Raw genomic sequence first — 25,551 nt, forward strand, 5'->3', positions numbered from 1 at the left:
TGGAATGGTTCAGGCGGCCCAGTGGCCGCGGCTGCGGTAGACGTCGCGCAGCACGCCGACGTGATCGGTCATGATGCCATCCACGCCACGATCCAGTAAGTCGTGCATCTGGGCGGGTTCGTCGATCGTCCAGACGTGCACCTGCAGGCCGATCCGGTGGCAGTAGTCGAGGAACCGGCGGTCCACCACCGGCACCCGCCCGTAGCGGGGTGGCACCTGCGCGGCGACCACCGACGGGGGGAGCCGCAGCGGGCGTCCGTGCAGGGAGGCGAGGCGTAGCCGGGCGACGCCCCGCATGCCGAGGCTGGTGGCGACCCGTCCCTCGGTGAGCGCGCGCATCCGGGTCAGGCGGGCGTCGCTGAACGAGGCGAGCAGCACCCGGTCGGTGGCGCCGGCCCGGGTCACTGTCGAGACCGTCGGTTCGACGCCGCCGTCGGCCTTCACGTCGATGTTGAAGCGGACCTTCGGCCAGGCGCCGAGGACCTCGTCGAGCCGGGGTACGACGGCGGCGCCGCCGACGCGTACCGAGGCGAGGTCGGCCCAGCTCATCTCGGCGATGCGCCCCGGTTCACCGGTGACGCGGCGCAGCGTCGGGTCGTGGAAGATCACCGCGACGCCGTCCGCGGTGGTGTGCACGTCGGTCTCCACGTACCGGTAACCGAGCCCGATGGCCCGGGCGAACGCCTCGGTGGTGTTCTCGTCGCCGTCGGCGGCACCGCCGCGGTGGGCGAACGCCAGCGGCGCGGGCGCGTCGAGGTAGCCGGATCGGGTCAGCACGCGACGCAGTATGCCCGCCGTCGGTGGAGCGCGGGTGACCTACCGGCGAAGATCAGGCCCGGGGCGCCGGGGCTGCGGCACGGGTGACCGCCGGGTGGCCTTCTCCGCAGTGGTGGCAGACCCCGCGTCGGCGCCGGTGGTACGCGATGGTGGCGACGCCGAGCCCGACGCCCCACACCGGCCAGAAGAGACTCGGAACCCACAGTGCCCAGGTGCCTCGTGCTTCGGTGGTCCAGAGCAGCATCAGACCGGCGGGAATGATCGTCAGGGCGACGATCGACGCCGGGACGACGGCGAGGGCGGGCGGGACCCGTCGGCCGGCCCTGAACCACATCCAGCGCGGATAGACCTCTCCCCAGCGGGCCACCAGACCGTGGGTGAGCACGCCGCCCACCGCCGACGCGACGGCGCAGCCGAGCCCGACCTCGAGCATTCCGGGAGTGCCCTGCACCATCCGCAGGAAGTCGTCGCTGACGCCGAGGGGGAAGCCGAGGTACCAGGCGATCCGGGTGACCTCGTAGGGCAGTGGTGCGAGGCAGGCGACCAGGACGGCCCACCGGCCCCAGCGCAGCAGCGTCTGCCGGGTCGGGCCGTGACCGCCCCCATGGCGGCGGCCGCAGTGGGCGCACGCTCCCCGGACCCGCCTCTGGTACGCCAGGGTCGCGGCGGCCCAGAGCAGGCCGCCGAGGAACACGATGATCAGGTTCGTTCGGTGCCAGTACAGGATGTCGCCGATGCCGCCCTGCTCACCGGGCACGCCGAGGAACGCGAAGGCCACCAGCAGCGGCGCGAACGCCACCAGGACGATCAGGGTGTAGTCGGGGACGACCAGGGTCAGCCCGACCGCCGCCGCCCAGCCGAAGACGACGAGCGCCGTGGGCAGGCGTCCGGGCCGGGCGCGGCGCGTCATCACCCAGGCGACGACCGCGCCGATCAGGCCGAGCACGGCGATGATCGGTGCGACGACCTCGGCGCGGCTGCCTTCCAGGATCGACCCGGACGCGCGTGCCGGGTCGACCGGGGCGAACGGGAACCCGTCGCCACCGGCGGTCCAGTACAGCCCCAGCGCGCCGTACAGCAGCGAGAAGGCCCCGGCCGCGTATCCGGTCCAGGTCGGCCAGTGCCTCCAACAGGCCCAGGTCACCGAGGACCACACCGTGTCCATCGCGGTTCTCGCCGCCGCCGTACGGGACCCAGATCCGGACATGGCACTCCTTCGAGCAGGCGGTCGGCTGATGTGAATCAGCATCCCGACCTGCTGAGGCGACCTCATCCCCCCGCCGAGCCACCGTCATCCCCCAGACCGGGGACACCAGCGACGAGGCGGTACGGCGACCCGAGCTGCGCCGGTGCGACGTTTCTTATCCGCTGCCGGCCGTGGCGCTGATCTCGGTGGTCGTAGGTCGCGCAATTCCGCCCAGACTGGCCCATCGGCGCCACCCACCGGTCACCTGTCCTGCGTCCTTTGCTCTGCACCTGCGGATGCGACAGGCACTGTCTGTAGCTGGTGCGCCCGCAGGTGCAGAGCAAAGGACGCGAGGTGGGGGTTGGGGGTTGCCGGGCTCACCTCGGCGCCTGCTGGTCAGCAGCCGGTCGATCCGCGCCACCGGGGCCACCCGGGACAGCACCCCGGTGCCGAGGTCGAGCCAGGTCGACCTCGGCACCCGGTGCTGGACTCGGCCTTGTGGCCGTCGTCGGGCGGCCGGGGATGGGCGTACCCCGGCGTCGTGTCGGTCGCGGCCTCAGGCCGAGCGGCGGCGGTGGACGCGGCTGAGGTCGCTCGGGCGGCCCGGGTCGACGTGCCGGGGCAGGTCGGGCTCGTCCGGGCGCAGCGGGGCGAGGGTGTCGGTGAGCGCGTCGATGATCCGGTCGGTGGCCCGGCGGGCCGCGCCGGGGCTGGCGGCGGTCGACTCGCCCAGGTCGACGGGGGCGCCGAAATGCACCCGGATCACCGGGCGACGCCACAGTGACCGGGCGACGCCACGCAGCATTCCCCGCGGCGCCTGGTAGGGGAGCACCTCGTGCGCGCCCCACTGGGCGACCGGGACGACCGGGGCGCCGCAGGCCAGGGCGAGGCGGGCGGCGCCGGTCTTGCCGCGTTCGGGCCACATGCCGGGGTCCAGACCGATGCGACCCTCGGGGTAGATGAGGATCACCGAGCCGCGGGCGACAGCGGTGGCGGCGTCGTCGAGAGCCTGATGGACGGCGCTGGTTCCCCGGTCGACGCGGATGTGTCCGGCGTGGCGCATGGCGGGGCCGAGCAGCGGCGCGCGGAACAGTCCGGCGGTCGCCATGATCCGGGGGGCGATGCGGCGGGTCTGGCAGGCGGCGACCATCACCAACGGGTCGAACGGGCTGATGTGGTTGGCGGCCAGCACCAGCGGCCCGCGACGCAGGTGCGCGGGGACGTCGCCGGTGACCTCGAGGCGGGCCAGCAGGCCGACCAGGGCCCGGGCCAGGAGCAGGGCGCCGCGCCAGATGAGCGGCGGCTGCCAGGTGGCGTACGTGGTGTTCATCAGCGCGACATCGTCGCACGCGGCGGCACTGTCGTGCGGGCGGGTCGGCCGGATGCCCCGGGGTGATCAGGGTCATTGGTCCCGGGCCGTTCCGGGCCGCCCGGCCCTGCCCATCTCTCTACGACAAGCAGTAGTATTTACTACGTCTCGTAGTACGGATGGTTGGGGGTTTCAGGTGGACGCGTTGGACGTCGCCCGCTGGCAGTTCGGTGTCACCACCGTCTACCACTTTCTCTTCGTGCCACTGACCATCGGCCTGTCCGTGCTGGTCGCCATCCTGCAGACGCTGTGGCACCGCACCGGCAACGAGCGCTACCTCAAGCTCACCAAGTTCTACGGCAAGCTGTTCCTGATCAACTTTGCGATGGGTGTGGTCACCGGCATCGTGCAGGAATTCCAGTTCGGCATGAACTGGAGCGACTACTCCCGCTTCGTCGGCGACATCTTCGGCGCGCCACTGGCCATCGAGGCACTCGTCGCGTTCTTCCTCGAATCCACCTTCATCGGCCTGTGGATCTTCGGCTGGGACCGGCTGCCCAAGCGGGCGCACCTGGCCAGCATCTGGGCCGCCGCGATCGGCACCAACCTCTCCGCGTACTTCATCCTCGCCGCGAACTCGTTCATGCAGAACCCGGTCGGCTACCGCATCAACCCCGACAGCGGGCGCGCCGAGCTGACCGACTTCCCGGCCGTGCTGACCAACAAGGTCGCACTGATCACCTTCCCGCACACCCTGGCCGGCTCGTTCCTGGTCGCCGGCTCGCTGGTCGTGGCCGTCGGGCTGTACCACGTGATCCGCAACCGCGACTCCGCCGACACCGGCGCCTACCGCTTCGCCACGAAGTTCGGCTCCTGGGTGGTCCTGGTCGCCTCCGCCGCCGTGCTGTTCACCGGCGACATCCAGGGCAAGATCATGACTGAGGTGCAGCCGATGAAGATGGCCGCCGCCGAGGGCCTCTACACCACCGAGAGCCCCGCCTCGTTCTCCGTGCTCACCATCGGCAGCCTCGACGGCAGCCGCGAGGTGTTCGCCCTCAAGATCCCGTACCTGCTGTCGTACCTGGGCACGGGCGACCCACACGGCACCGTGCACGGCATCAACGACCTGCAGGCCCAGTACGCCTCCCAGTACGGCGCGGGCAGCTACACCCCGATCATCCCGGTCACCTACTGGAGCTTCCGCTTCATGATCGCCTTCGGGATGGCCGCCGGCGCGATCGCCCTGCTGGTGCTCTGGAGCCAACGCAAGGGCCGTACCCCGAGCAGTAAGTGGCTGCTGCGCGCCGGCCTGGCCATGCCGGTGCTGCCGCTGCTGGCCAACTCGTTCGGCTGGATCTTCACCGAGATGGGCCGCCAGCCGTGGATCGTCTTCGGCGAGATGCTCACCCGCAACGGGGTGTCCCGCAGCGTCTCGTTGGCCGAGGTGCTCACCTCGTTCACCGCGTTCACGCTGATCTACGCCACCCTCGCCGTCATCGAGGTCAAGTTGCTGCTGCGCTACGCCAGGGCCGGCGTACCCGACGTCAGCGAACAACCCGCCACCGACGACGCCGACGACGCCGAGCGCCCGCTCGCCTTCGCCTACTGATCCCGGAGCCCATCGTGGAACTGACCACCATCTGGTTTCTCCTCGTCGCCGTGCTGTTCACCGGGTACTTCATCCTGGAGGGCTTCGACTTCGGCGTCGGCATGCTGCTGCCCGTCCTGGGCCGTGACGACCGGGAACGCCGCGTCCTGATCAACACCATCGGCCCGGTCTGGGACGGCAACGAGGTGTGGTTGATCACCGCCGGTGGCGCGATGTTCGCCGCGTTCCCCGAGTGGTATGCCACCCTCTTCTCCGGCTTCTACCTGCCGCTGCTGCTGATCCTGCTGGCCCTGATCGCCCGGGGTGTCGCCTTCGAATACCGGCACAAGCGCCCCGAGGCGTCCTGGAAGCGCCGCTGGGACACCGCGATCGTCGTCGGTTCGCTGCTGCCGGCGTTCCTGTGGGGCGTCGCCTTCGCCAACATCCTGCGCGGGGTGCCACTGGACGCCGACCACGAGTACGTCGGCGGCCTGATCGACCTGCTGCACCCGTACGCCCTGCTGGGTGGCGTGACCACCCTGGCGCTGTTCCTCACCCACGGCGCGGTGTTCCTCGCCCTGAAGACCACCGGCGACATCCGCGAGCGTGCGGGCGCGCTCGCGGTACGCCTGGGCGTCGGGGCCGCCGTCCTCGCGGTGGGTTTCCTGACCTGGACGTTGAGCATCCGTTCCAGCACGGCCGCCGTCGTGCTCGCCGTCGGCGCGGCCCTCGCCCTGCTCGGTGGCCTGGCCGCCGCCCGGGTACGCCGGGAGGGCTGGGCGTTCGCCGGCACGGCCGTGGCGATCGGCCTGGCCGTGGCGACCCTGTTCGCGGCGCTGTTCCCGAACGTGCTGCCCTCCACCCTGGACGCGGCCGGCACGTTGACGGCCACCAACGCCGCGTCCACCCCGTACACCCTGAAGATCATGACCTGGGTGGCGGTGATCTTCACGCCGGTGGTGCTGGCCTACCAGGGCTGGACGTACTGGGTGTTCCGCAAGCGCATCGGCGTGGCCAACATCCCGCAGCACTGACCGCACCTCGCCGACGTGGCGGTATCCGCACCCCGGGATACCGCCACGTCGGCGAAATCGAGTCGATCACACCCGGCGTCCGCCGCTACGGTGTGCCGATGCACGTACGCGAACTCACCGCCGACGACCTCGACGCCGCCTGGGAACTGGGCCGGTTCGCGTTCGGCAACACCTCGGAACGAGCGGCGAGCACGAGGGTCGTCGTGCCCGGGTTGACGCGCTACGGCGCGTTCGACGACGCCGGGCGGCTCGTCGGCAAGGCCGTCGACCTGCACCACGGCCAGTGGTGGTCGGGGCGGGCGGTGCCGGCCGCCGACGTGGCGGGTGTGGCGGTCGCCCCCGAGGCCCGTGGTCGGGGAGTGGCTCGTGCCATGCTCACCGCCCTGCTGCGCGGCGCCCGTGAGCGCGGTGCGGCCGTCAGCGCGCTCTACCCGACCGTCGCCGCCCCGTACCGGGCCTGCGGGTGGGAGACCGCCGGCGTGCTGCGGACCGTTGACCTGGCCACCGCCGTGTTGCCCCGGCACCGCCCCGACCCGCGGTTCGCGGTGCGTGCCGGCACCGTGGCCGACCTGCCGGCCGTCGCCGCCCTGTACGAGCGGGTCACCCGGCACCGCAACGGGCTGCTGACCCGCCAGGGTGAGCTGTTCGACGCCGCCGACCCGGCCCTGCCCGGCGACGGGCTCACCCTCGTCGAGGTCGGCGGCGAACTGGTCGCCTACGCCACCTGGCAGCGGGGCCGCGGTTACGGTGCCGACTCGGTGCTCACTGTCGACGAGGCCCTGGCGGTCACCGCGGAGGCCGCCCGGGAACTTGTCGGGGTGCTGGCCAGTTGGGCGAGCGTCGCGCCGACCCTGCGACTGTGTCCGCTCGACGGCGACGCGGTGAGCACCTGCCTGCCGTTGGAGTCCGCCCGCGAGCACGAACGGGATCTGTGGATGCACCGACCGGTCGACGTCGCCCGGGCGGTGGGCGCCCGTGGGTGGCCGGCTCATGTCCGGGGCTTCGTGGACTTCAGCCTCACCGATCCGCTCGCCGAGTGGAACACCGGCACCTGGCGGTTGGCTGTCGCCGACGGCGCCGCCGAGCTGATCCGTGTCGACGGCGAGGCGGATCTGCGGCTGGACGTTCGGGGTTTCGCGTTGCTGTACACCGGGGCGGCCAGCGCCCGGTCGGTCGCGCAGTCGGGCCTGCTGCGCGCCGTCGGTGTCGCGCCGGACGCCCTGGACCTGTTGGGCGCGGGCGGCCCGGCACAGGTGATCGACTACTTCTGACCGGTGTCAGGCCGCCAGTTCGGCGTTCGCGCGTTGGGTGACCAGTGTGAGCACCCGGGCGGCGGCGCTCGCCTCGTCGGCGGGGATGTCCGCGTAGAGGCGGGCGGTGATGCCGGAGACGGCGTCCGTGACGCGGGCCTGCGCCGCGTGACCGGTGTCGGTGAGCCGGATCCGTGCGCCGTCGGTGTCGTCCCGCACGAGGTGCGCGTCGACGAGTCCGGCGATCACCTCGTGCACGGCGGGCGCGTCGACCTTGAGGGTGCTGGTGATCCGCTGCGTGAGGTGATCGCGTTCGACCGGCCCGCCGGCGAGGGCGTTGAGCGCGAGGACCTGGCCGAAACTGAGCCCGAGCGGCGCGACGGCGCGCTCCAGCAGGGCCCGGGTGGCGTAGTGAGCCTGGCCGATGACCTGGCCGTTGAGGGTGGGAACGGTGGACATGACGCCTCCTTCTGAACGTTGGTCACACCAACGTTGGTGCAGCCAACATAACACGGATCGTGGGTCACACCAACGATCCCTGTTAGGCTGCCGCCATGGAGTCGACCGCCCCGCAGTCACCCGCCGGGCTCCGCACCGCCCCGACCTGGCTGCTCAACCAGGCCGCCGCCCACGCCACCCGCCTGCTCAGCGAGGGCTTCGCCGCGCACGACCTGCGCGGCTACCACTACCGGCTGCTCGCCGCGCTGGCCGAGGACGGCCCCGCCAGCCAGGCCGACCTGGGCCGACGTTGCGGCATCGACCGCAGCGACGTCGTGGCCGCCGTCAACGACCTGGCCGGTCGAGGGCTCGTCGTACGCGCCCCCGACCCGGCCGACCGCCGCCGCAACGTCATCAGCCTCACCGACGCCGGCGCCGACGAGGCCCACCGGATGGGCGACACCGTCGGCCGGGTCCAGGACGACCTGCTTGCCCCGCTGTCCGCCGCCGAACGCGACCAGCTGACCCGCCTGCTCACCAGGCTGCTGGAGCACCACGCCCGGCGCTGAACACCCTCAGCGGGCCTCGCGCAGCTCCGCCAGACGCGCCTCGATCTCGGCCAGCTCGGCGCGCAGCTTCTCGGCCTGCTGCTCCGCCTCGGCCCGCTCGGAGGCGAGGATCTGCTCCACCGCCTCCTGCACCCCGGGGACGTCGACCAGCGCCACCATCTTCAACGCCTCGGCCGGCTTCACCACGTACGGCTTGGCGAGGGCCTTGCTGCCCTGCTGCGCGGCGACGGTCCACTCACCGTCGGCGTACGCCAACGTCACGGTGAGACCCGCGGGCCCCTTCGGCTTGACGGCCTTGACCGCCCGCCGCGCCGGCGGCTTCTCCGTCTGCTCCACCTTCGGCTCCTCCTGTCGCTGCGCGGGCACCCGCGGCGTGTCCAACACGAACTCCGGCGTCACCACGGGCGCGGGCTCCTGCTCGGGCTCCGGTTTCGGCTCCGGAACCACCCGACGGCCGGCGCCCTTGGGCGCCACCGCCAGGTCGGCGGGGGAGAACGGCAACTCGTCGCGGCCGAACCGCACCACCACGAACTCGTCGGACACCTCCGGGTCGGTCAGCTCGATCACCTGACCGACCTGGCCGGCGATCTGCCCCGCCGAGGCGGTGAACACCACCCGTGGTTTACGCCCGGCCGCCAACGCCTCCCGGATGCTCTGCACCTCGTCAGTGGACAAACCCTGGCCGGCATCCATCACAACCCTCTTCCGTACACCTGTTTGATTTCTGTCTTGATACCAGCCGGCTGCGACACCCGCCGCACAGGGCCCGTGGCCCTTCAGCCGCCCAACGCCCGCAGCGCCCGATCCGCGTGGTCGTTCATGCTGACCTCGCTGTGGATCACCTCGATGATCCGCCGGTCGGCACCGATCACGAACGTCATCCGCTTCGTGCTCAACGCCCCCAGCGGCACCCGCCGCTTCACCCCGAACTGCCGCGCCACAGTGCCGTCCTCATCGGACAGCAGCGGATAGTCGAACCCGTGCATCTTCGAGAACTCCGCCTGCTTGGCCACCGGGTCCCGGCTGATGCCCACCCGCGACGCGCCCAGCGCCGTGAACTCCGCCCCGAGGTCTCGGAAGTGGCAGCTCTCCGCGGTGCACCCCCGCGTCATCGCCCCCGGGTAGAAGAACAGCACCACCGGCCCGGCGGCCAGGAACTCCGACAGCCGCCGCGGCGCGCCTGTCTCATCGGGCAGCTCGAAGTCCTGCACCACGTCGCCGACACCCACACCCGCCACCGCGCACCTCCGTTGTCCGATCCACCGAACGCGCGCAGAGCGTAAGCGATCACCCCCCGAGTGCCGACACCTCGTCGGCCACCGCACCAACCACGCCGGTCACCCGCCCGCCGCCGAGCACCGACGCGCGTCGCGTGTGACCCTCCTCTCGACGACCGGAGCGCGCCGGTCACGGTAGCGTCGGCGCGTCCTGCTCCGACAGACCTGGAGGCACCGTGGCACCGGTCACCGTCATCACCGGCGGCGGTCGCGGCATCGGCGCGGCCACCGCCCGCCGTCTCGCCGCCGCCGGTCACCACGTCGCCCTGTGCTACCGCCGCGACGAGGCCGCCGCCGCTACCGTCCTGGCCGACCTGCGCGCGGCCGGAGCGCAGGCCATCGCGGTACGCGCCGACACCACCGACCCCGACCAGGTCGCCGAGCTGTTCGACGCCGCAGCACAGCTCGGCCCGCTCACCGGCCTGGTCAACAACGCCGGCGTCACCAGCCTCATCGGACCCTTCACCGAGCTGCGCGTCGAGGACCTGCGCCGGGTCGTCGACGTCAACCTCGTCGGTTACGTCCTGTGCGCGCAGCAGGCCGCCCGCCGGCTGACCGACGGCGGCGCGATCGTCAACGTCTCCTCGGCCGCCGCGACCCTCGGCAGCCCGGGGGAGTACGTGCACTACGCCGCGGTGAAGGCCGCCACCGACACCCTCACCGTCGGTCTGGCCAAGGAACTCGCCCCGAAGGGCATCCGGGTCAACGCCGTCGCGCCCGGCATCGTGCGTACCGACATCCACGCCGACTCCGGCGTGCCCGACCGTCCCGACTCGGCTGTCGGCCGCATCCCGCTGGGCCGTGCCGGCGAACCCGACGAGATCGCCGCCGCCATCGCCTGGCTGCTCGGCCCGGACGCCTCCTACGCCACCGGCACGGTCCTGCGGGTGTCCGGCGGCCTGTGAGCCGGGACGCCGCGCGTCCCGGCTCACCGCTCTCCGTTCACCGCTCTCAGTGGGTGAACAGTTTCGCCGCCGTGATGACGGTCTGCGCCACCCCGTAGCCGAGCAGCACCGCCACCACCAACCAGGAGATCCACAACCGGGCCTGCTGCCCGTTACGGCTGTCGTCGCTCATCGCGTCCCACTCCTCTGCTCGGTCTTCGGCTCGTCCACGTTCCCCGCCGGCTCGTGGTAGCGCTGCGGCACCGGCCGCACCAGCAGGTTCGCCACGAAGCCCACCGCGAGGACCCCCACCATGGTGAACAGCGCCGGCCGGTACGCCGCCGCGGTCAACGTGCCCGGCTTGCCCTGCGCGTCGAGGAACCCGTTGACGATCAGCGGACCGGCGATCCCCGCCGCCGACCACGCGGTCAGCAACCGGCCGTGGATCGCGCCGACCTGGAACGTCCCGAACAGGTCCCGCAGGTACGCCGGCACGGTCGCGAACCCACCGCCGTAGAACGACAGGATCACGCAGGCCAACAGCACGAACAGCGCCGTGGCGGTCTGCCCCACGAGGGCCAGCGCCGCGTACAGCACCATGCCGACACCCAGGTACACCAGGTAGATCGGTTTGCGGCCGATGACATCCGACGTGGACGACCACACGAACCGGCCGGCCATGTTGAACAGCGACAGCAGGCCCACGAACCCGCCGGCCGCCGCGACGGTCACCGCGGACGTGCCGTTGTCCCGGAAGAAGTCCTGGATCATCGGGCTGGCCTGCTCCAGGATGCCGATTCCGGCGGTGACGTTGCAGAACAGCACCACCCACAGCAGCCAGAACGAGCGGGTCTTCACCGCGTTCGCCGCCGACACGTTCGCCGTGGTCACCAGCGGTTTCGCCGCGACGCTCGCGGGGTCGAAGCCGGCCGGCCGCCAGTCCTCGGCCGGCACCCGCACGTTCGCCACACCGAACATCATGATCACGAAGTAGCCGAGGCCGAGCGTCACGAACAACCAGACCAGGGCGCTGCCCGACGCCGTCGACCCGGCGTTGGCCGGGTCGTAGCCGGGGTCGTAGAACGACAGGAGCTGCCGGGACAGGGGAGAGGCGACCATCGCCCCACCACCGAAGCCCATGATCGCCAGACCGGTGGCCAGGCCCGGCCGGTCCGGGAACCACTTGATCAACGTGGAGACCGGGGAGATGTAGCCGATCCCCAGACCGATGCCGCCGAGCAGGCCGTAGCCCAGATACAGCAACCACAGTTGCTTCGTGGCGATGCCCACCGAACCCACCAGGAAGCCGGTGGCCCAGAAGCAGGCCGAGACGAACATCGCCTTACGCGGCCCGTTCGCCTCCACCCAGGTCCCGGCGACCGCGGCGGACAACCCCAGCATCACGATCGCGATGCTGAAGATCACCCCGATCGCGGTCTGACTGGTGTCGAAGTGCGCGATCAGCGAGTTCTTGTAGACGCTTGTCGCGTAGACCTGGCCGATGCAGAGGTGGATGGCCAACGCCGCCGGGGGGATGAGCCACCGGCTGTAGCCGGGCGGCGCGATGGTGTGCCGACGATCGAGTGCGGAAAGCATGCGCTGCTTCCTCTCCGATGAGGACGAGACGTGCCCACAACGTGCCCCGCGCACACACCAGCGGCAAACCTCGGCAGCGCCGGGTGGTCGATACCGTGAGCTGAGCGGTCACTCAGCCACACCAGCTGTCAGCCCGCGGGCTGCGCCCGCCACACCCAGTTACGCCGCTCGTACAGCGGGCTCATGCCCAGCCGGCGCATGTTGTCCAGCGACGGGTTCGACGAACCCTGCGCGGGCTGACCCGTCTCGCCGGTGACCCACCGGCAACCGGCCGCCGCGGCCGCTGCCACCCGGGCCGCCAGCAGGCCCGACTGCGCGCCCCGACCCCGATGCGCCGGCATCGTGGCGCCGGTGTTGAGCGAACCGACCTCGCCGTGCACGAACAGGTTCGCGGCCGCCACCATCTCGGTGCCGTCCCACGCGGCGAACGGACGGAAGCCGGGGTCACGGACGCTCGCGGCCAGCATCGGCCCCAGGTGTTCCTCGGGCATCCCGAAACACCGCAGGACCACCGACGCCCACTCGGGCACCGACTCGTCCGGGACCGGACCGACCCGCAGGTCGGTGCCACCGGGCTTCAGGGCGTCGATCTCACCAGCGAGCTTGACCCACACGCCGCCCGCCGTGATGTTCTCCCGCGCGCAGATCTCGTCCCAGTCCGACGGCAGCCGGTCCGGGGCGATCTGGATGACCGCGCTGGGCGTGCCCTCGGCGCGGTAGACGTCGCACACCTGGGCGATCAGGTCGGCGGTCACCGGCTCGTCGACGCCGAACCCGAGCGCCTTGGACCAGTAGCCCGTCGGGTCGTGCCGCATCGACAGCACCACCCCGCCGCCCACCCTGGCCGTCCGGATCCCGAGCGCGTCCCGCACGTCGGCCGGCGCACCCGACTCGTACCGGAACATGAACTCGGCCTCGGCCAGCTCGGCGAGCGCGCCTACCGTCTCATCAGTTGCCATTCGGCACACCCTGCCAGGACGCGGCGCGCTCCGGCGCCGGCGATGCCGGCGCCGTGAGCGGCGCCACTACCGCAGGTCCGGGGCGTGCCAGCCGCCGGTGAGCGCCTCGGCGTCCGCCGGCCCCCAGGTGCCCTTGTCGTACGACAGCACCGGTGCCGGCAGGTCCAGGATCGGCGCGACGATGCGCCACTCCTGCTCGATCGTCTCCGCGCGGGCGAACCGCAGGTGCTGCCCGTCCATCGCGTCGTCGAGCAACCGCTCGTACGCCTCCTGGCGGCGACCGAACGCCGACCCGAAGTCGACGGACAGGTCCACCGGACGACTCGCGACCTCGGCGCCGGGGCTCTTCGCCTGGATCGACATCGTGATCCCGTCGCCACGCCCGAGGCGGAACCGCAACAGGTTCGCGGCGGTCGCCGTACCCCGTTCCGCCGGAATCAGCGACCGCTGCGGCTGCTTGAACTCGATCACGACCTCCGTCGCCGTCCCCGGCAGGGACTTGCCCGTGCGCAGGTAGAACGGCACACCCGACCAGCGGGGGGAGTCGACGGTCAACCGGGTCGCCACGAACGTCTCGGTGTTGGAGTCGGCGGCGACGCCCGGCTCGTCGCGGTAGCCGGCGTACTGCCCCCGGACCGTGGACTCCGGCGACAGCGGCGCGATCTGCCGCAGCACCGCCGCCTCCGCCTCCCGGAACGCCGTCGTGTCGTCACTGACGGGCGCCTCCATCGCGATCAACGCGACGACCTGCAGGATGTGGTTCTGCAACACGTCCCGGGTGGCGCCCACCGTGTCGTAGAACCCGGCCCGACCCTGCGTGCCGAACGCCTCCGCGAGGGTCACCTGGATGTTGTCGATGTGCTCGTTGTTCCACAACGGCTCGAACAACCGGTTCGCGAACCGGAAGGCGTAAAGACCCTCGACGGCCTCCTTGCCCAGGTAGTGGTCGATGCGGAACACCCGCTCGCTGTCGAACGCCGACCGCAGCGTGCGATCCAGCTCACGCGACGACTTCAGGTCACGCCCGAACGGCTTCTCCACGATCACCCGGCCCCGGTCGGCCAACCCGACCGCCGCGAGGCCCTCGACGACGGAGGAGAACACCGCCGGAGGGATCGCCAGGTAGAAGACGGGCCGCTCGGCGTCGCGCAGACGCTCGGCCAGACGCTCGTACGTCGTCGGGTCGGCGTAGTCGCCGGAGATCATCGAAAGGTTGGCCGCCAGCCCGTCGAAGGCCTCGTCGTCGATCTCGTCGCTGGCCTCCAGCACCGACTTGCGGGCCATGGTGACGAGCTGCTGGTTATCCCAGGGCGAGCGGGCCACACCGATCACCGGGACATCCAGGCGGTCGCGGCGGGTCAACTCGTACAGCGCCGGGAACAGCTTCTTCGAGACGAGGTCGCCGGTAACGCCGAACAGCACCACCGCGTCTGAGCGCATGTGCATGGCACTTCCATTCGATCATCTGATTCTGATCTTCCGAACGGACAACCGCGCGGCCCAGCGCGAGAATTCCCCGCGAGAGGAGCACGTGAGGTCGGCGACAGCGACAGGCATTCACCGGGAACGCCGCACTCCACCACCGGAGGCAGAATTCGACCATGCGCCTCGCCTTCGACCAGTCACCGGGAACCGGCCCGGAGATCATCTGCCTGCCGATGTTCAGCATGACCCGCGTCGCCACGGCCGTCGCCCTGGCACCCGCCCTCGCCGACGCCGGCCTGCGCGAGACGTACCTCGACCTGCCCGGCCACGGAGACACCCCGGCAACCTGCCCGGCCACCTCCCAGGCGGTGCTGGACATGGTGTGCGCGTGGCTCGATGACCACGTCGCCGCGCCCGTCCTCCTGGCCGGCGCCTCCTACGGGGCGTACCTCGCCGCCGGGATCGCCCGCCGCCGACCCGACCTCGTCCGGGGTCTGCTCCTCGTCTGCCCCGGTGTCACCATCGCGCCGAGCAGCCGCACCCTGCCCGAGGAACGCCCGGCGCCGGGACCGGGCGGCTGGCTCGACGAGGCCCCCACCGACCTTCGCGCACACCTCGACGCCGCGTTGGGCCACCGCACCCCGGCAGTGGTCAGCACGGTGCTCGCCGCCCTCACCGTCGGCGGCCCCGGCGACGAGGCCTTCCAACGGACGCTGCGCTCCGGCCCCGGGTACGCGCTCCCGGACGAGCACGTCGACACACCCTTCCACGGGCCCGTCAGCGTGCTCACCGGCCGGCAGGACGGCGTAGTCGGGTACGCCGGCCAGTTCCACGCCATGCGCCGCTACCCCCGTGGCACCTACACCAGCGTCGACCAGGCCGGCCACTACCTGCCCTTCGAACAACCGGCCCTGCTGCGCGCGCACGTCCAGGACTGGCTGCGGCGAACCCAAACCTGACTTTTGTCATGAACACCTGTGCACCACGCATCGAACCTCATGACTAACTGCACTGTGAGGCACCCCGTCCCGTCCACGAGACTCGATCCAGAGCGCCGGTACGACAGCCGGCCAGGTTCGAGACGGGAGGCGGGACGGTGGACGAGCGCTACGACAGCTACTGCGCCGCTGATCGACTGTTCTACGACTCGCTCGGCAGTGCCGTCGCGCAACCCGCCTTCCCGGCCGCCGACCGGCCGGTGCCGCACGGATGGCGCCGCGAACCGCTCGACGACTGGCTGATCTACGGCCCGGACGGCGGCGCGCTGCCCCAACAGGGCTGGAAGATCCACATCTCGGCCACGCTGGCCAACGCCGAGCGGATCCTCGACACCGTCTTCGACTACTGCGTACCCCGAGGGCTGTCCTTCAAGTTCCTGCGCGGACCCCGCACCCTGCTGCTGCGCAACTCCAAGTACGCCGCCCGAGCCGCCAGCGGCAAGTTCGTCACGGTCTACCCCCGCGACGACGCGGAACTGGAGCTGACCTGCAAGGAACTCGACGAACTGCTGGCTAGCGAGCCCGGACCGTACATCCTCAGCGACCTGCGCTACGGAACCGGCCCGGTCCACGTGCGCTACGGGGGCTTCGCCGCCCGCTACTGCCACTCCCCGGACGGCCAGGTCGTGCCGGCGATCGAGGACGACACCGGCACACTCGTGCCCGACCGCCGCGAACCCGTCTTCCACCTGCCGGCCTGGGTCACCCTGCCCGACTTCCTCGGCCCCCACCTGGCCGCCCGCAACGACACCAACACCAACGAGGTGCCCTACCGCATCGACCGGGTCATCCACTTCTCCAACGGCGGCGGACTCTACGTCGGCCGGGACCTGCGCACCGACACCCAGGTGGTCCTCAAGGAAGCCCGACCGCACGCCGGCCTGGACGCCGACGGCACCGACGCCGTCGCCCGGCTGGCCCGCGAGGCCACGGCCCTGCGGCAACTCGCCGACCTACCGCAGGTCCCGCGCGTCCACGACGAGTTCACCCTCGGCGAGCACCACTTCCTCGCGCTCGAATTCATCGAGGGTCGACCGCTGAACAAGGCGCTCGTCGACAGGTACCCCCTCATCGACGCCGACGCGACGCCCGACGACCGCACGGCGTACACCCGCTGGGCCCGACACGTCTACGAACAGGTCGACTCCCTCATCACGGCGATCCACGACCGCGGCCTGGTCTACGGCGACCTGCACCTGTTCAACATCATGATCCGCCCCGACGACCAGGTCGCCCTCGTCGACTTCGAGGTCGCCGCCCCCATCGCCGGACACCGCCGACCCGGGCTACGCAACCAGGGCTTCGCGGCCCCACGCGACCGCACCGGACCCGCGGTGGACCGCTACGCCCTGGCCTGCCTGCGACTGGCGCTGTTCCTGCCGCTGACCCAACTGGTCCGCCTCGCCCCCGCCAAAGCGGCACACCTGGCCGACATCATCGCCACGAACCTCCCGGTGCCCCGGTCGTTCCTCGACCCGGCCGTTCGAGAGATCACCGGGGACACACCGGCCACCACCGCCCCCGACGTGCACCTCGGCGACTGGCCGACCGCACGGAACCGACTGACCACAGCGGTCGTCGCGAGCGCCACCCCCGAACGCGACGACCGGCTCTACCCCGGCGACATCGAACAGTTCCGCACCGGCGGCCTCAACCTCGCCCACGGCGCGGCGGGCGTCCTGTACGCCCTCCACGCCAGCGGCGCCGACCGGCAGCCCGAACACGAGCAATGGCTGGTACGGCGAGCAACGGCACCCCCCTCCGGCACCCGCTGCGGCTTCTACGACGGCCTGCACGGCGTCGCCTACGCCCTGGAACACCTCGGCCGCCGACAGGACGCCCTCGACGTCCTCGACATCTGCCTCCGCGAACCCCTCGACGGGCTCGACCACAGCCTGCACAGCGGACTGTCCGGGATCGCCCTCAACCTCGCCGACCTGGCCGCCCGCACCGGCGAGACGACGCTGCGCGACGCCGCCTGGCAGGCCGCCGAACGCGTCATCGACCAACTCGCCGACGACCCCGGCCCCGACATCAGCGGCGGACGCCACCCGTACGCCGGGCTGCTCCGCGGACGCACCGGCGCGGCCCTGATGGCCCTGCGGCTGCACGAACTGACCGGCGACGACACCCTGCTCCGGCACGCCGCCACCGCACTACGGCAGGACCTGCGCCGCTGCGTGGTACGCCCAGACGGCGCACTGGAGGTCAACGAAGGCTGGCGGACCATGCCCTACCTGGCCAACGGCAGCGTCGGCATCGGACTGGTCATCGACCAGTACCTACGCCACCGCGCCGACGACCAGTTCACCGAGGCGAGCGCGGGGATCCGCCGCGCGGCACGCTCACCGTTCTACGCCCAGTCCGGACTCTTCGCCGGCCGCGCCGGCATCATCACCTACCTCGCCGCCTCACCCCACGACACCGACCGCCGCGACCTCACCGCGCAACTGGACCGGCTGACCTGGCACGCGCTGCCGTACGCCGGCGGCACCGCCTTCCCCGGCGAGCAACTGCTACGCCTGTCCATGGACCTCGGCACCGGCACCGCCGGCGTGCTGCTCGCGCTGGCCTGCGCCCAGCACGACACACCACCGGCGCTGCCGTTCCTCACGCCCCTCACGGGCGCACCGACCCCCTCGCCACAACGAGGGCACCTTTTCCACCGACGAAGCGAAGGGAGGTGACACGACATGGCGCTTCTGGACCTCCAGGGCCTGGAGATGGCTCCGGCCGACCGCACGGGTGGCGGTAGCCGGGCGAGCCTGCTGCTCTGCGGCGACAGCTCGCTCTCCGTCACGACCTGCAACTGATCCAATCGCACACGGTTGCCCTGGGCGGGTACACACCCACCCAGGGCGACCGCGCATCACCGGGAGGGAACCGATGTCGGCGTTCGACACGGGCGACCGGTTACTCCGACGCACCGCCCTGGCCGGCGGCGGCTGGACCGCCACACTCGCCGCGGTCGCCCTGCTCGGCGCGACCGCCGAACTCCTGCTCCCCGCAGCCCTCGGCCACGCCGTCGACACCGCCCTCACCGGCGGCTCCGGCTGGTGGACCGCCTGCGCCCTCGTCCTCGTCCTCATCTGCGTCGACACCCTCAGCGACCTGGCCACCGGACTCGGCGCGGCACGCGCCACCGCGGGGCTCCGCCGCCACCTGCTCCGCCACCTGTTCGCCCTCGACGTCCGCGCCACCCGCCGCCACCCGGTGGGCGACCTCGTCGGCCGACTGGTCAGCCAGGCCGCCGACGCCGGACAGGCCGGCAACGCCCTCGTCCTCGCCACGGTGGCAGTCCTCCCACCACTGGGCAGCGTCGTCGCGCTCACCATCATCCACCCGGCACTCGGGATCACCCTCCTCGCCGGCCTGGGCCTCCTCACCGTCCTCATGCGAGCCTTCGTCACCGACGCCTCCACCGCGACCGCGAACTACCAACGGGTCCTGGGCGGCATCGCCGGTCGACTCCTGGAGTCACTCAACGGAGCCCGCACCATCGCCGCCGCCGCCACCACCCACCGCGAACAGCAACGAATCCTCGACGCCCTCCCCACACTCAACCGGTACGGCCACCGCGGATGGACACTCCTGGCCACGGCAAGCGCCCGCACCGCCGCCGTCGCACCGCTGCTGCACCTCAGCGTCATCGCCGTCGGCGGATACGCCCTGACCGCCAACTGGCTCACACCAGGACAACTGGTCGCCGCGATCCGCTACGCCGCCCTCGGCGCCGGACTCGGCGGCGTCCTCGCCACCCTCAACCACCTCGTCCGCAGCCGCGCCGGCGCGCACCGCATCGCCGACGTCCTCACCCAACCCGCCGCACCCACCGGCACCCGACCCCTGCCACCCGGCGGCGGCACACTGCAACTCCGCGCCGTCAGCGTGCACACCGACGACGGCCGCCCCATCCTGGACCGCATCGACCTGGACGTACCCGCCGGCGCCACCGTCGCCGTCGTCGGCACGTCCGGCGCCGGCAAGTCGACCCTCGCCGCCGTCGCCGGACGACTACACGACCCCGACAGCGGCGACGTTCACCTCGACGGCGTACCCCTACGCCACCTCGACCCGGCCGCACTGCGCCGCGCCGTCGGCTACGCCTTCGACCGACCCGTCCTGATCGGCGCAACCATCCACGACGCCATCGGCCTGGCACTGCCGACCCAGACGGCGACACCACCACCCGAACCGACCCCGGCCACACCGGCCGTCCTCGCCGCCACCCGCGCCGCAGCCGTAGCCGACGTCGTCGAACGACTCCCTAACGGCTACCGCACCCCACTGGCCCACACACCACTGTCCGGCGGCGAAACCCAACGCCTCGGCCTGGCCCGCGCCTTCACCGCCGACCGACTACTCATCCTCGATGACGCCACCTCCAACCTGGACACCGCCACCGAACACCGCATCACCCAGGCGACCACCGCACGAACCGACCACCGCACCCGACTCCTGATCACCCACCGGGCCGCGACCGCGGCAGCCGCCGACCTGGTCGCCTGGCTGCACGCCGGCCGGCTACGCGGCCTCGCACCCCACCACCACCTCTGGGCCGACCCGGAATACCGCGCCGTCTTCACGCCCACCAGCAGTACGCCGTGACCCACCCCGGCGTACGACAGGTCACCTGGCGGGCCGCACTGACCCGCCGGCGGGACCTGACCCGGCTCGCCGGCTGGTCACTCGTCGAAGCGATACCCGCACTACTCTCCGGCTACCTGGTCGCCCGCGCCGTCGACGACGGCTTCCTGGCCGGGCATCCCGCCACCGGCCTGGCCTGGCTGGGCGCCCTCGCCGCCGCCGTACTGCTCGGCGCGGCGGCCACCGGCCGCACATACCGGTGCCTCGGCGCCGTTGTCGAACCCTTCCGCGACGAACTCGCCACCCGCATGGTCCGGGGAGCGCTACACGACGCCACCCGAACCGGCGCGCACCCGGACAACGCCGCCCTGGCCCGCCTGACCCACCAACTGGAGATCGTCCGCGACACCTTCGCCGGCCTACTCATGGTCACCCGAGGCTTCCTCTTCGCCGCCGGCGCGGCCCTCCTCGGACTCCTCGCCCTGGCACCCGTCGTCGCGGCACTGGCCGCCGCGCCACTGGCCGCCGGCCTGGCCGTGTTCCTCGCCGCACTACCCGCCATGATCACGCACCAACGCACCTACGTCCGCACCGGCGAACACCTCAGCCACTCCGCCGCCACCGCCCTGACCGCGCACCGCGACGTCCTCGCCTGCGGCGCACAGACCCGCGTCACCACCGACGTGGACCATCAGGTGTCCGCGCAGGCCACAGCCGAACGCACCCTCGCCCGCATGGCCGCGATCCGCAGCCTCAGCCTCGGCATCGGCGGCTGGCTCCCACTGATCGTCCTGCTGATCGCCGCACCCTGGCTCGTCGAACAGGGCCTGACCGCCGGCGCGGTACTGGGCGCGCTGATCTACATCTCCACCGGCCTGCAACCAGCCCTGCACACCCTGCTCCAGGGCATCGGCGGCGGGGGACTGCGCTACCTGGTGACCCTGGAGAACATCCTGCGCACCTACCCGGAACCCGACACCACCCACCCGCCCAGGCCCCACACCCCACCCCGGTCGACCACCAACCCCGCCCCGGCCGCCAAGATCCGCAACCTGACCTTCCGCTACGGCCCACACGCCCGACCTGTCCTGGACAACCTCTCACTGACCCTCGACCACGGGGACCACCTCGCCGTCGTAGGCCCCAGCGGCGCGGGCAAATCCACCCTCGCCGCCCTCCTCGCCGGCCTACTACCACCACAAACCGGCACGATCCACCTCGCCGGCCACCCGGTCACCGACACCGCACCCACCATCCTCGCCACCAGACGAGTACTGGTCCCACAGGAGGCGTACATCTTCACCGGCCGACTCGCCGACAACCTGCGCTACCTACGGCCCGACGCCGACGACCACACCCTGGAAAACGCCATCGACACACTCGGCGCACGCCCCCTGGCCACCCGACTGGGCGGCCTGACCGCCCCCATCACACCAACCGTGCTCTCCAGCGGCGAACGACAACTCATCGCCGCCGTCCGAGCCTGGCTCGCACCCGCCCCACTGGTGATCCTCGACGAAGCCACCTGCCACCTGGACCCGGCACTGGAGGCAACCGTCGAAGACGCCTTCGCCCGACGACCCGGCACCCTGGTCGTCATCGCCCACCGCATCAGCTCCGCGATCCGCGCCCACCGGGTACTCGTCCTCGACGGCACCGAACCCCAGGCCGGCACCCACGAACACCTGCTGGAACACTCCACGGCCTACCGGCTGCTCGTCGGCCACTGGCAGGAGCGCACCACACCACCCCTGCCCACACCAACGCGACCCGGGTGAACCCACCACCCACACCGCTCAGATCCAACCCGCCTCGCGCGCCACCCGCACCGCCTCCACCCGCGTACGCGCACCAACCTTGCGGGCGATCCGACCGAGATGGTTGCGCACCGTCCCACTGGTCAACCCCAGCGACACCGCGACCTCCGCCACCGGCGCCCCCTCCGCAGTCAACGCCAGCACCTCCGTCTCCCGGTCGGTCAACGGACCGTCCGCGTGCAGCGCCGCGACCACCAGGTCCGCGTCGAGCACCGGCTCCCGCCGAGCCAGCAGACGTATCCCCTCGACCACCCGCTGCGGAGCGACATCGCTGCGCAGGATGCCGATCATCCGCGTCCCGCACCGCATCCCACGCAACCGCCCCGCCCGCCGCGGATGAGCCAACACCAGCACCGGACACTCACCGAGACGGCTCGCCTCGACACCCTCGACGAAATCCAGATCAGCGACCACCACGTCGGGACGCCCATCCCGCACCGCCTCGGGGACCGCGTCACCCCGGTCCACCTCCGCCACCACCCGGATGTCGTCCTCGGCAGCAAGGACGAACGACAACGCACCCAACACCAGAGCACTGTCCAACGCGAGCAGGGTACGGATCATCACGAACCTTCCCGTGCACCCCCACAACGATCACCCATCGTCAGCATTCAAACACGCATCCGACCCATCCGCACGGCGGGGGAGCGGGCCCGGTCGCACCACCGAACCCGCCCCGCCAACGGCTACAACCAGCCGTCACACCGCGCGCGCCACACCGCCTCCAACCGGTTACGCGCACCGGTCTTCGCAAGGATCGCCGACAGATGGTTACGCACCGTCCCATGCGCCAAATGCAGACGAACGGCGATCTCCTTCAACGGCAGACCCTCGGCAGCCATCCGCAGCACGTCCATCTCCCGCGGCGTCAACGGACTCTCCGCCGGCCACAACACCGCCGCCGCCGCACTCGGATCGAGCGCCCGCTCCCCGGCGGCAACCGTACGGATCGCCCGCACCAACTCCGGCAACGAACCATCCTTACCGACCAGACCCCGCGCACCGGCCGCCAACGCCGCCTCCACCAGCGCCGGACTCCACCGCGGACTCATCGCCAACACAGCGACCTCCGGCGCCTCCACACCGATGCGGGTCACCACCTCCACCGGATCAGGCAGATCCGGCGTCAACGCGAGCACCACCACCTGCGGCCGGTACCGCCGCACCACCTTCACCACATCGCCGACACCCTCCACGTCAGCGACAACCTCCAGGTCCTCCTCGCCCGACAGCGCGGCACTCAACGCCCCGCGCAGCAAACCCATTTCCTCGGCGACAACAACGTGGATCACCACGTCTCTCCGATCTCAGATGCGCGTCAGACAGCCACCCACCCCGGACAACCCACAGGGTTCGGCACAGCCGGTCACGCGCGACAGACGGACAGGCATCGGCCCGCACCGCCGTCACCTACCGACGGGCACGGGCACCGACCGGCCCACAGGTCGACCTGCCGCAACAGACCCACCCCGCGACCGATCCAGCCCACGTCAGCCAGGCCGCGCACTCACCGACGGGAAGCCCGCCGCCACCACGAGTGGCACCACATCGAAGACCTGCGCGGAGCAGGCGGGCGACGGCCGAGCCACCGCGAACCCCGCCCCCGGCCCCGGCGGTGGCCTGTCACTGGCACCGACGGCATCCTGATCGGCCGGCGCCACCGGGCCTGCCGGCGCCACTGGCCACACCGGACCGCCCACCTTGGCACGCGTCAGACCCGACCACCCGGCACCGCGCGCAGCCGACGCCGCCCCGCTCACCGCCCCGCCGGCGAACACCTCCGCCGCCGGTGGCGACACCACACGTACCGGAACGACGATCGGTCGCACCAGCGACGCCGCCACCGCCTGACCCGCCGCGTCGGACACCGCGACGGGAACGCACCCCGGCACCGGCCGCTCCGGTGCCGGGACCGGCGCCGGAGCGGGTAGCCGCCCAGACGCCGGAACGACCACCTCGCCGAGAGCGACATCGACGACCCGGCCGAGCACCACGACGACAGGCCCGACCGTCGGACCGAGCACAGCGTGTACGACGTGCGAAGACCGATCGGCGACCAGCCCCACAGTGGAGGTCACCACGGGCGGCACTGCCAGGCGGGGATCCCGGACGGCATCAACGCCGATCGGAGCCTTGCCGGACGTATCCACCGGGCGGAGACGCGCGCCAACGGCGGTCTTTGCCGGAGGGTCCGACAGGCGCTTCGCCTGCCGCGCCGCGCCGCGTACCGCGTCCTGGTCGACCCGGGGGAGCGGCGCCGACCGGGAGGAATGTGCGTCGGGCCGCGACGACGCGACCGGCGGGCGGACATCGGCGGGGGAGACGACCCTGCTGACGCGGGCCGGCGCGTCGGGACGACCTTCGACCACGGCCGTGACCTGCTGACGGCGCCGCTCGGGAGCCTCGCCCAGACCCAACCGGACGACCCGCTCGACCAGAACACCGGCCTGCTGACCACGCTCGCCGCCGTCGTGACGGCCGTGCGCGGCGGCCGGGTCCTGCAGCAGGAAGGCCACGACGAAACCAGCCCCGACGGCAGCCAGGATCAACGCCCACCGTCGGGCGAGCGTGCGGATCAGGCCGGGGGAGAGCAGGGAATTGTGCCTCGGCGCGGACGTGGACGCGGTTCCACTGACGGGACAATGCACGCGGACACGATCCCTTCGCCTCGGACTGCTGACTCATCGTAGCGACGTGAACGCAGGAACGCATCCCGCGACCTTTTGATCACCGTCCGTCGCCGCACCCATCCGTGCGGAGGCAAACGGGCGCGCCCGCCGTCAGTCCACAGTGCCGAGCCGGGAGAACGGCTCAGTTCCCGCGCACGCGAAGCTTCGGCGTCGGGGGCCTTGACGACGCGCGGCGCGAGCTCGCCGTCTCGGCGCGGCGTTCAGCGCGGCGGCACTCGCAGCCGACGAGCACCAGGTCGGGACCGCGTGACGGGTCGCCCGGTTTCGATGGGCCCTTCGACGGCTCCTGGCGCGAGCACCCGGAAGTCCGAAACCCCGCTCGCTGCACCTTGAGACCACCCGGGCACCGATTCGATAATGCACATTATGTAAAGTCGCGTTATCCCACGGTCCCCCCACCGGTGTCATTCGCGGGTCAGGCCGGGCGGGCAGGCGTCCTCGTCCGGCCCGACGGCGCGGGCGTTGACCAGCGGATTGCGCCGCAGGCGCGCCACCATGTCCACGCTGCCGCCGAAGTCGGTCCACGTGTCGTCCCACAGCGCGGAGACGAGCCAGGAGCGGTCCTCCGGGAAGAACAGATCCGGCAGTGAACCGTCGCCGCGCATGTGACCGGACCTCCAGGTGAGCGCCTGTTCGGGTCCAGCCTCGACCAGCACGTAGAGGTAGTCCCAGTAGAGCGACACCCTCGGGGCGTGCGGGAAGACGACGTCGTGGGCGCCCGTGTCGAGATAGCCCAGCCACCAGGGCTGCTCCGGGGTGCACCCCGCCAGTGCGTCCACCAGGGCGCGCTCGTGGGCGTCGAAACCGACACCTTCCGGAGGATGGAACGTGGCGTACGCGTCGAACACCGGTGGGATCGCGGTGGTGACCGAGAAGCCCTGCGTGGTCTGCCCGGCGAGCCAGGCGACATCACGGGGGGTACCGATGCGCCACGGTCGTCCGTCCCTGTCGACGTCCATCGGCTCCGTCCAGGTCGATAAGTCGTCCGCGCCGTAGCGTCCGGGCTGGGCGGCCGACGACGCGCAGGGAGCCCAGCCGGGTCGGCCGGCAGCTCGCCACTGGTGGCCCTCGGGGCAGACCAGGTCCGTCGGTCCGCCCGGCTCCTGATACACGAAGGCCGTGCCGGGTCGCCCGCACTGTGGGCAGGTGGTGGCGGGCAGCGTCATG

Annotated in this window: 24 protein-coding genes; 10 read left to right on the forward strand and 14 right to left on the reverse strand. The window is 71.7% G+C overall.

What is annotated here, in order from left to right:
* Nucleotides 1-9: 9 nt before the first annotated feature.
* The 3 genes from O3438_RS05450 to O3438_RS05460 all read right to left on the reverse strand — a co-directional run bounded on the left by O3438_RS05450 (nt 10) and on the right by O3438_RS05460 (nt 3,293).
* Nucleotides 10-777, reverse strand: coding sequence for a glycerophosphodiester phosphodiesterase (locus O3438_RS05450; protein WP_269678882.1), 768 nt, complete (start codon nt 775-777; stop codon nt 10-12).
* Between the two features lie 52 nt (nt 778-829).
* Nucleotides 830-1,984 carry an NYN domain-containing protein gene (locus O3438_RS05455; RefSeq protein ID WP_269678883.1) on the reverse strand — a complete coding sequence of 385 codons (1,155 nt, stop codon included), beginning with the start codon at nt 1,982-1,984 and terminating at the stop codon, nt 830-832.
* A gap of 535 nt (nt 1,985-2,519) precedes the next feature.
* Entirely contained in the window at nt 2,520-3,293 is a 774-nt protein-coding gene (locus O3438_RS05460; RefSeq protein ID WP_269678884.1) for a lysophospholipid acyltransferase family protein, read from the reverse strand.
* Between the two features lie 175 nt (nt 3,294-3,468).
* Between O3438_RS05460 and O3438_RS05465 the strand changes: the two genes are divergently transcribed.
* The 3 genes from O3438_RS05465 to O3438_RS05475 all read left to right on the forward strand — a co-directional run bounded on the left by O3438_RS05465 (nt 3,469) and on the right by O3438_RS05475 (nt 7,165).
* The gene (locus tag O3438_RS05465; RefSeq protein WP_269678885.1) at nt 3,469-4,881 is read left to right on the forward strand and encodes a cytochrome ubiquinol oxidase subunit I; all 1,413 of its coding nucleotides are present in this window, start codon (nt 3,469-3,471) and stop codon (nt 4,879-4,881) included.
* 14 nt (nt 4,882-4,895) lie between these two features.
* On the forward strand, nt 4,896-5,894 hold the full coding sequence (cydB, locus tag O3438_RS05470) for a cytochrome d ubiquinol oxidase subunit II (RefSeq protein WP_269678886.1): 999 nt from the start codon (nt 4,896-4,898) through the stop codon (nt 5,892-5,894).
* A 98-nt stretch (nt 5,895-5,992) separates the two neighbouring features.
* Nucleotides 5,993-7,165 carry a GNAT family N-acetyltransferase gene (locus tag O3438_RS05475; protein ID WP_269678887.1) on the forward strand — a complete coding sequence of 391 codons (1,173 nt, stop codon included), beginning with the start codon at nt 5,993-5,995 and terminating at the stop codon, nt 7,163-7,165.
* Nucleotides 7,166-7,171: 6 nt separating this feature from the next.
* Here the strand turns inward: O3438_RS05475 and O3438_RS05480 are convergent, their stop codons facing one another.
* A complete protein-coding gene (locus O3438_RS05480) occupies nt 7,172-7,603 on the reverse strand; it encodes a MarR family winged helix-turn-helix transcriptional regulator (RefSeq protein WP_269678888.1) in 432 nt (143 codons plus the stop codon).
* 95 nt (nt 7,604-7,698) lie between these two features.
* Between O3438_RS05480 and O3438_RS05485 the strand changes: the two genes are divergently transcribed.
* Nucleotides 7,699-8,151, forward strand: coding sequence for a MarR family winged helix-turn-helix transcriptional regulator (locus O3438_RS05485; RefSeq protein WP_269678889.1), 453 nt, complete (start codon nt 7,699-7,701; stop codon nt 8,149-8,151).
* A gap of 6 nt (nt 8,152-8,157) precedes the next feature.
* Here O3438_RS05485 and O3438_RS05490 read toward each other — a convergent pair whose 3' ends face one another.
* Complete coding sequence (locus O3438_RS05490; protein ID WP_269678890.1) at nt 8,158-8,844, reverse strand: hypothetical protein; 687 nt, start codon at nt 8,842-8,844, stop codon at nt 8,158-8,160.
* Nucleotides 8,845-8,927: 83 nt separating this feature from the next.
* Nucleotides 8,928-9,389: a peroxiredoxin gene (locus tag O3438_RS05495; protein ID WP_269678891.1), complete on the reverse strand. Its 462-nt coding sequence runs from the start codon at nt 9,387-9,389 to the stop codon at nt 8,928-8,930.
* Nucleotides 9,390-9,604: 215 nt separating this feature from the next.
* Here O3438_RS05495 and O3438_RS05500 point away from each other — a divergent pair, with 215 nt between their 5' ends.
* Nucleotides 9,605-10,333, forward strand: coding sequence for an SDR family NAD(P)-dependent oxidoreductase (locus O3438_RS05500; RefSeq protein WP_269678892.1), 729 nt, complete (start codon nt 9,605-9,607; stop codon nt 10,331-10,333).
* Between the two features lie 46 nt (nt 10,334-10,379).
* On the opposite strand, the gene O3438_RS05505 is transcribed toward O3438_RS05500, so the two are convergent.
* From O3438_RS05505 to zwf, 4 genes are all read right to left on the reverse strand, one after another.
* A complete protein-coding gene (locus O3438_RS05505; protein ID WP_269678893.1) occupies nt 10,380-10,505 on the reverse strand; it encodes an MFS transporter small subunit in 126 nt (41 codons plus the stop codon).
* Nucleotides 10,502-11,908 (reverse strand): OFA family MFS transporter, encoded by a 1,407-nt coding sequence (locus tag O3438_RS05510; protein WP_269678894.1) that lies wholly within the window; start codon nt 11,906-11,908, stop codon nt 10,502-10,504. Before O3438_RS05510 ends, O3438_RS05505 begins: the two co-directional genes overlap by 4 nt.
* A gap of 128 nt (nt 11,909-12,036) precedes the next feature.
* Nucleotides 12,037-12,867: a hypothetical protein gene (locus O3438_RS05515; protein ID WP_269678895.1), complete on the reverse strand. Its 831-nt coding sequence runs from the start codon at nt 12,865-12,867 to the stop codon at nt 12,037-12,039.
* Nucleotides 12,868-12,933: 66 nt separating this feature from the next.
* A complete protein-coding gene (gene zwf, locus O3438_RS05520) occupies nt 12,934-14,313 on the reverse strand; it encodes a glucose-6-phosphate dehydrogenase (RefSeq protein WP_269678896.1) in 1,380 nt (459 codons plus the stop codon).
* A 155-nt stretch (nt 14,314-14,468) separates the two neighbouring features.
* Between zwf and O3438_RS05525 the strand changes: the two genes are divergently transcribed.
* From O3438_RS05525 to O3438_RS05545, 5 genes are all read left to right on the forward strand, one after another.
* Nucleotides 14,469-15,251: an alpha/beta fold hydrolase gene (locus tag O3438_RS05525; protein ID WP_269678897.1), complete on the forward strand. Its 783-nt coding sequence runs from the start codon at nt 14,469-14,471 to the stop codon at nt 15,249-15,251.
* A 137-nt stretch (nt 15,252-15,388) separates the two neighbouring features.
* Entirely contained in the window at nt 15,389-17,977 is a 2,589-nt protein-coding gene (gene lanKC, locus O3438_RS05530; protein WP_269678898.1) for a class III lanthionine synthetase LanKC, read from the forward strand.
* Between the two features lie 6 nt (nt 17,978-17,983).
* Entirely contained in the window at nt 17,984-18,103 is a 120-nt protein-coding gene (locus O3438_RS05535; RefSeq protein WP_013734295.1) for a SapB/AmfS family lanthipeptide, read from the forward strand.
* Between the two features lie 73 nt (nt 18,104-18,176).
* A complete protein-coding gene (locus O3438_RS05540) occupies nt 18,177-19,898 on the forward strand; it encodes an ATP-binding cassette domain-containing protein (RefSeq protein ID WP_269678899.1) in 1,722 nt (573 codons plus the stop codon).
* On the forward strand, nt 19,895-21,655 hold the full coding sequence (locus tag O3438_RS05545) for an ATP-binding cassette domain-containing protein (RefSeq protein ID WP_269678900.1): 1,761 nt from the start codon (nt 19,895-19,897) through the stop codon (nt 21,653-21,655). The genes O3438_RS05540 and O3438_RS05545 overlap by 4 nt, the downstream gene beginning before the upstream one ends.
* Before the next feature lie 18 nt (nt 21,656-21,673).
* Here O3438_RS05545 and O3438_RS05550 read toward each other — a convergent pair whose 3' ends face one another.
* The 4 genes from O3438_RS05550 to O3438_RS05565 form a co-directional block, all read right to left on the reverse strand.
* Nucleotides 21,674-22,258 carry a response regulator transcription factor gene (locus tag O3438_RS05550; RefSeq protein WP_269678901.1) on the reverse strand — a complete coding sequence of 195 codons (585 nt, stop codon included), beginning with the start codon at nt 22,256-22,258 and terminating at the stop codon, nt 21,674-21,676.
* A gap of 122 nt (nt 22,259-22,380) precedes the next feature.
* Nucleotides 22,381-22,986: a response regulator transcription factor gene (locus tag O3438_RS05555; protein ID WP_269678902.1), complete on the reverse strand. Its 606-nt coding sequence runs from the start codon at nt 22,984-22,986 to the stop codon at nt 22,381-22,383.
* Nucleotides 22,987-23,184: 198 nt separating this feature from the next.
* Entirely contained in the window at nt 23,185-24,342 is a 1,158-nt protein-coding gene (locus tag O3438_RS05560) for a hypothetical protein (RefSeq protein ID WP_269678903.1), read from the reverse strand.
* A gap of 446 nt (nt 24,343-24,788) precedes the next feature.
* A complete protein-coding gene (locus O3438_RS05565; protein ID WP_269678904.1) occupies nt 24,789-25,550 on the reverse strand; it encodes a hypothetical protein in 762 nt (253 codons plus the stop codon).
* Nucleotide 25,551: the final 1 nt, after the last annotated feature.

This window comes from Micromonospora sp. WMMC250, from assembly GCF_027460215.1.
GTDB lineage: Bacteria > Actinomycetota > Actinomycetes > Mycobacteriales > Micromonosporaceae > Micromonospora > Micromonospora taraxaci.

Coding starts and splice junctions, on each gene's coding strand:
- O3438_RS05455 (WP_269678883.1), bottom strand. CDS start 1,984: ATGTCCGGATCTGGGTCCCGTACGGCGGCGGCGAGAACCGCGATGGAC.
- O3438_RS05460 (WP_269678884.1), bottom strand. CDS start 3,293: ATGAACACCACGTACGCCACCTGGCAGCCGCCGCTCATCTGGCGCGGC.
- O3438_RS05475 (WP_269678887.1), top strand. CDS start 5,993: ATGCACGTACGCGAACTCACCGCCGACGACCTCGACGCCGCCTGGGAA.
- O3438_RS05480 (WP_269678888.1), bottom strand. CDS start 7,603: ATGTCCACCGTTCCCACCCTCAACGGCCAGGTCATCGGCCAGGCTCAC.
- O3438_RS05485 (WP_269678889.1), top strand. CDS start 7,699: ATGGAGTCGACCGCCCCGCAGTCACCCGCCGGGCTCCGCACCGCCCCG.
- O3438_RS05490 (WP_269678890.1), bottom strand. CDS start 8,844: ATGGATGCCGGCCAGGGTTTGTCCACTGACGAGGTGCAGAGCATCCGG.
- O3438_RS05505 (WP_269678893.1), bottom strand. CDS start 10,505: ATGAGCGACGACAGCCGTAACGGGCAGCAGGCCCGGTTGTGGATCTCC.
- O3438_RS05510 (WP_269678894.1), bottom strand. CDS start 11,908: ATGCTTTCCGCACTCGATCGTCGGCACACCATCGCGCCGCCCGGCTAC.
- O3438_RS05515 (WP_269678895.1), bottom strand. CDS start 12,867: ATGGCAACTGATGAGACGGTAGGCGCGCTCGCCGAGCTGGCCGAGGCC.
- zwf (WP_269678896.1), bottom strand. CDS start 14,313: ATGCACATGCGCTCAGACGCGGTGGTGCTGTTCGGCGTTACCGGCGAC.
- O3438_RS05525 (WP_269678897.1), top strand. CDS start 14,469: ATGCGCCTCGCCTTCGACCAGTCACCGGGAACCGGCCCGGAGATCATC.
- O3438_RS05535 (WP_013734295.1), top strand. CDS start 17,984: ATGGCGCTTCTGGACCTCCAGGGCCTGGAGATGGCTCCGGCCGACCGC.
- O3438_RS05540 (WP_269678899.1), top strand. CDS start 18,177: ATGTCGGCGTTCGACACGGGCGACCGGTTACTCCGACGCACCGCCCTG.
- O3438_RS05550 (WP_269678901.1), bottom strand. CDS start 22,258: ATGATCCGTACCCTGCTCGCGTTGGACAGTGCTCTGGTGTTGGGTGCG.
- O3438_RS05565 (WP_269678904.1), bottom strand. CDS start 25,550: ATGACGCTGCCCGCCACCACCTGCCCACAGTGCGGGCGACCCGGCACG.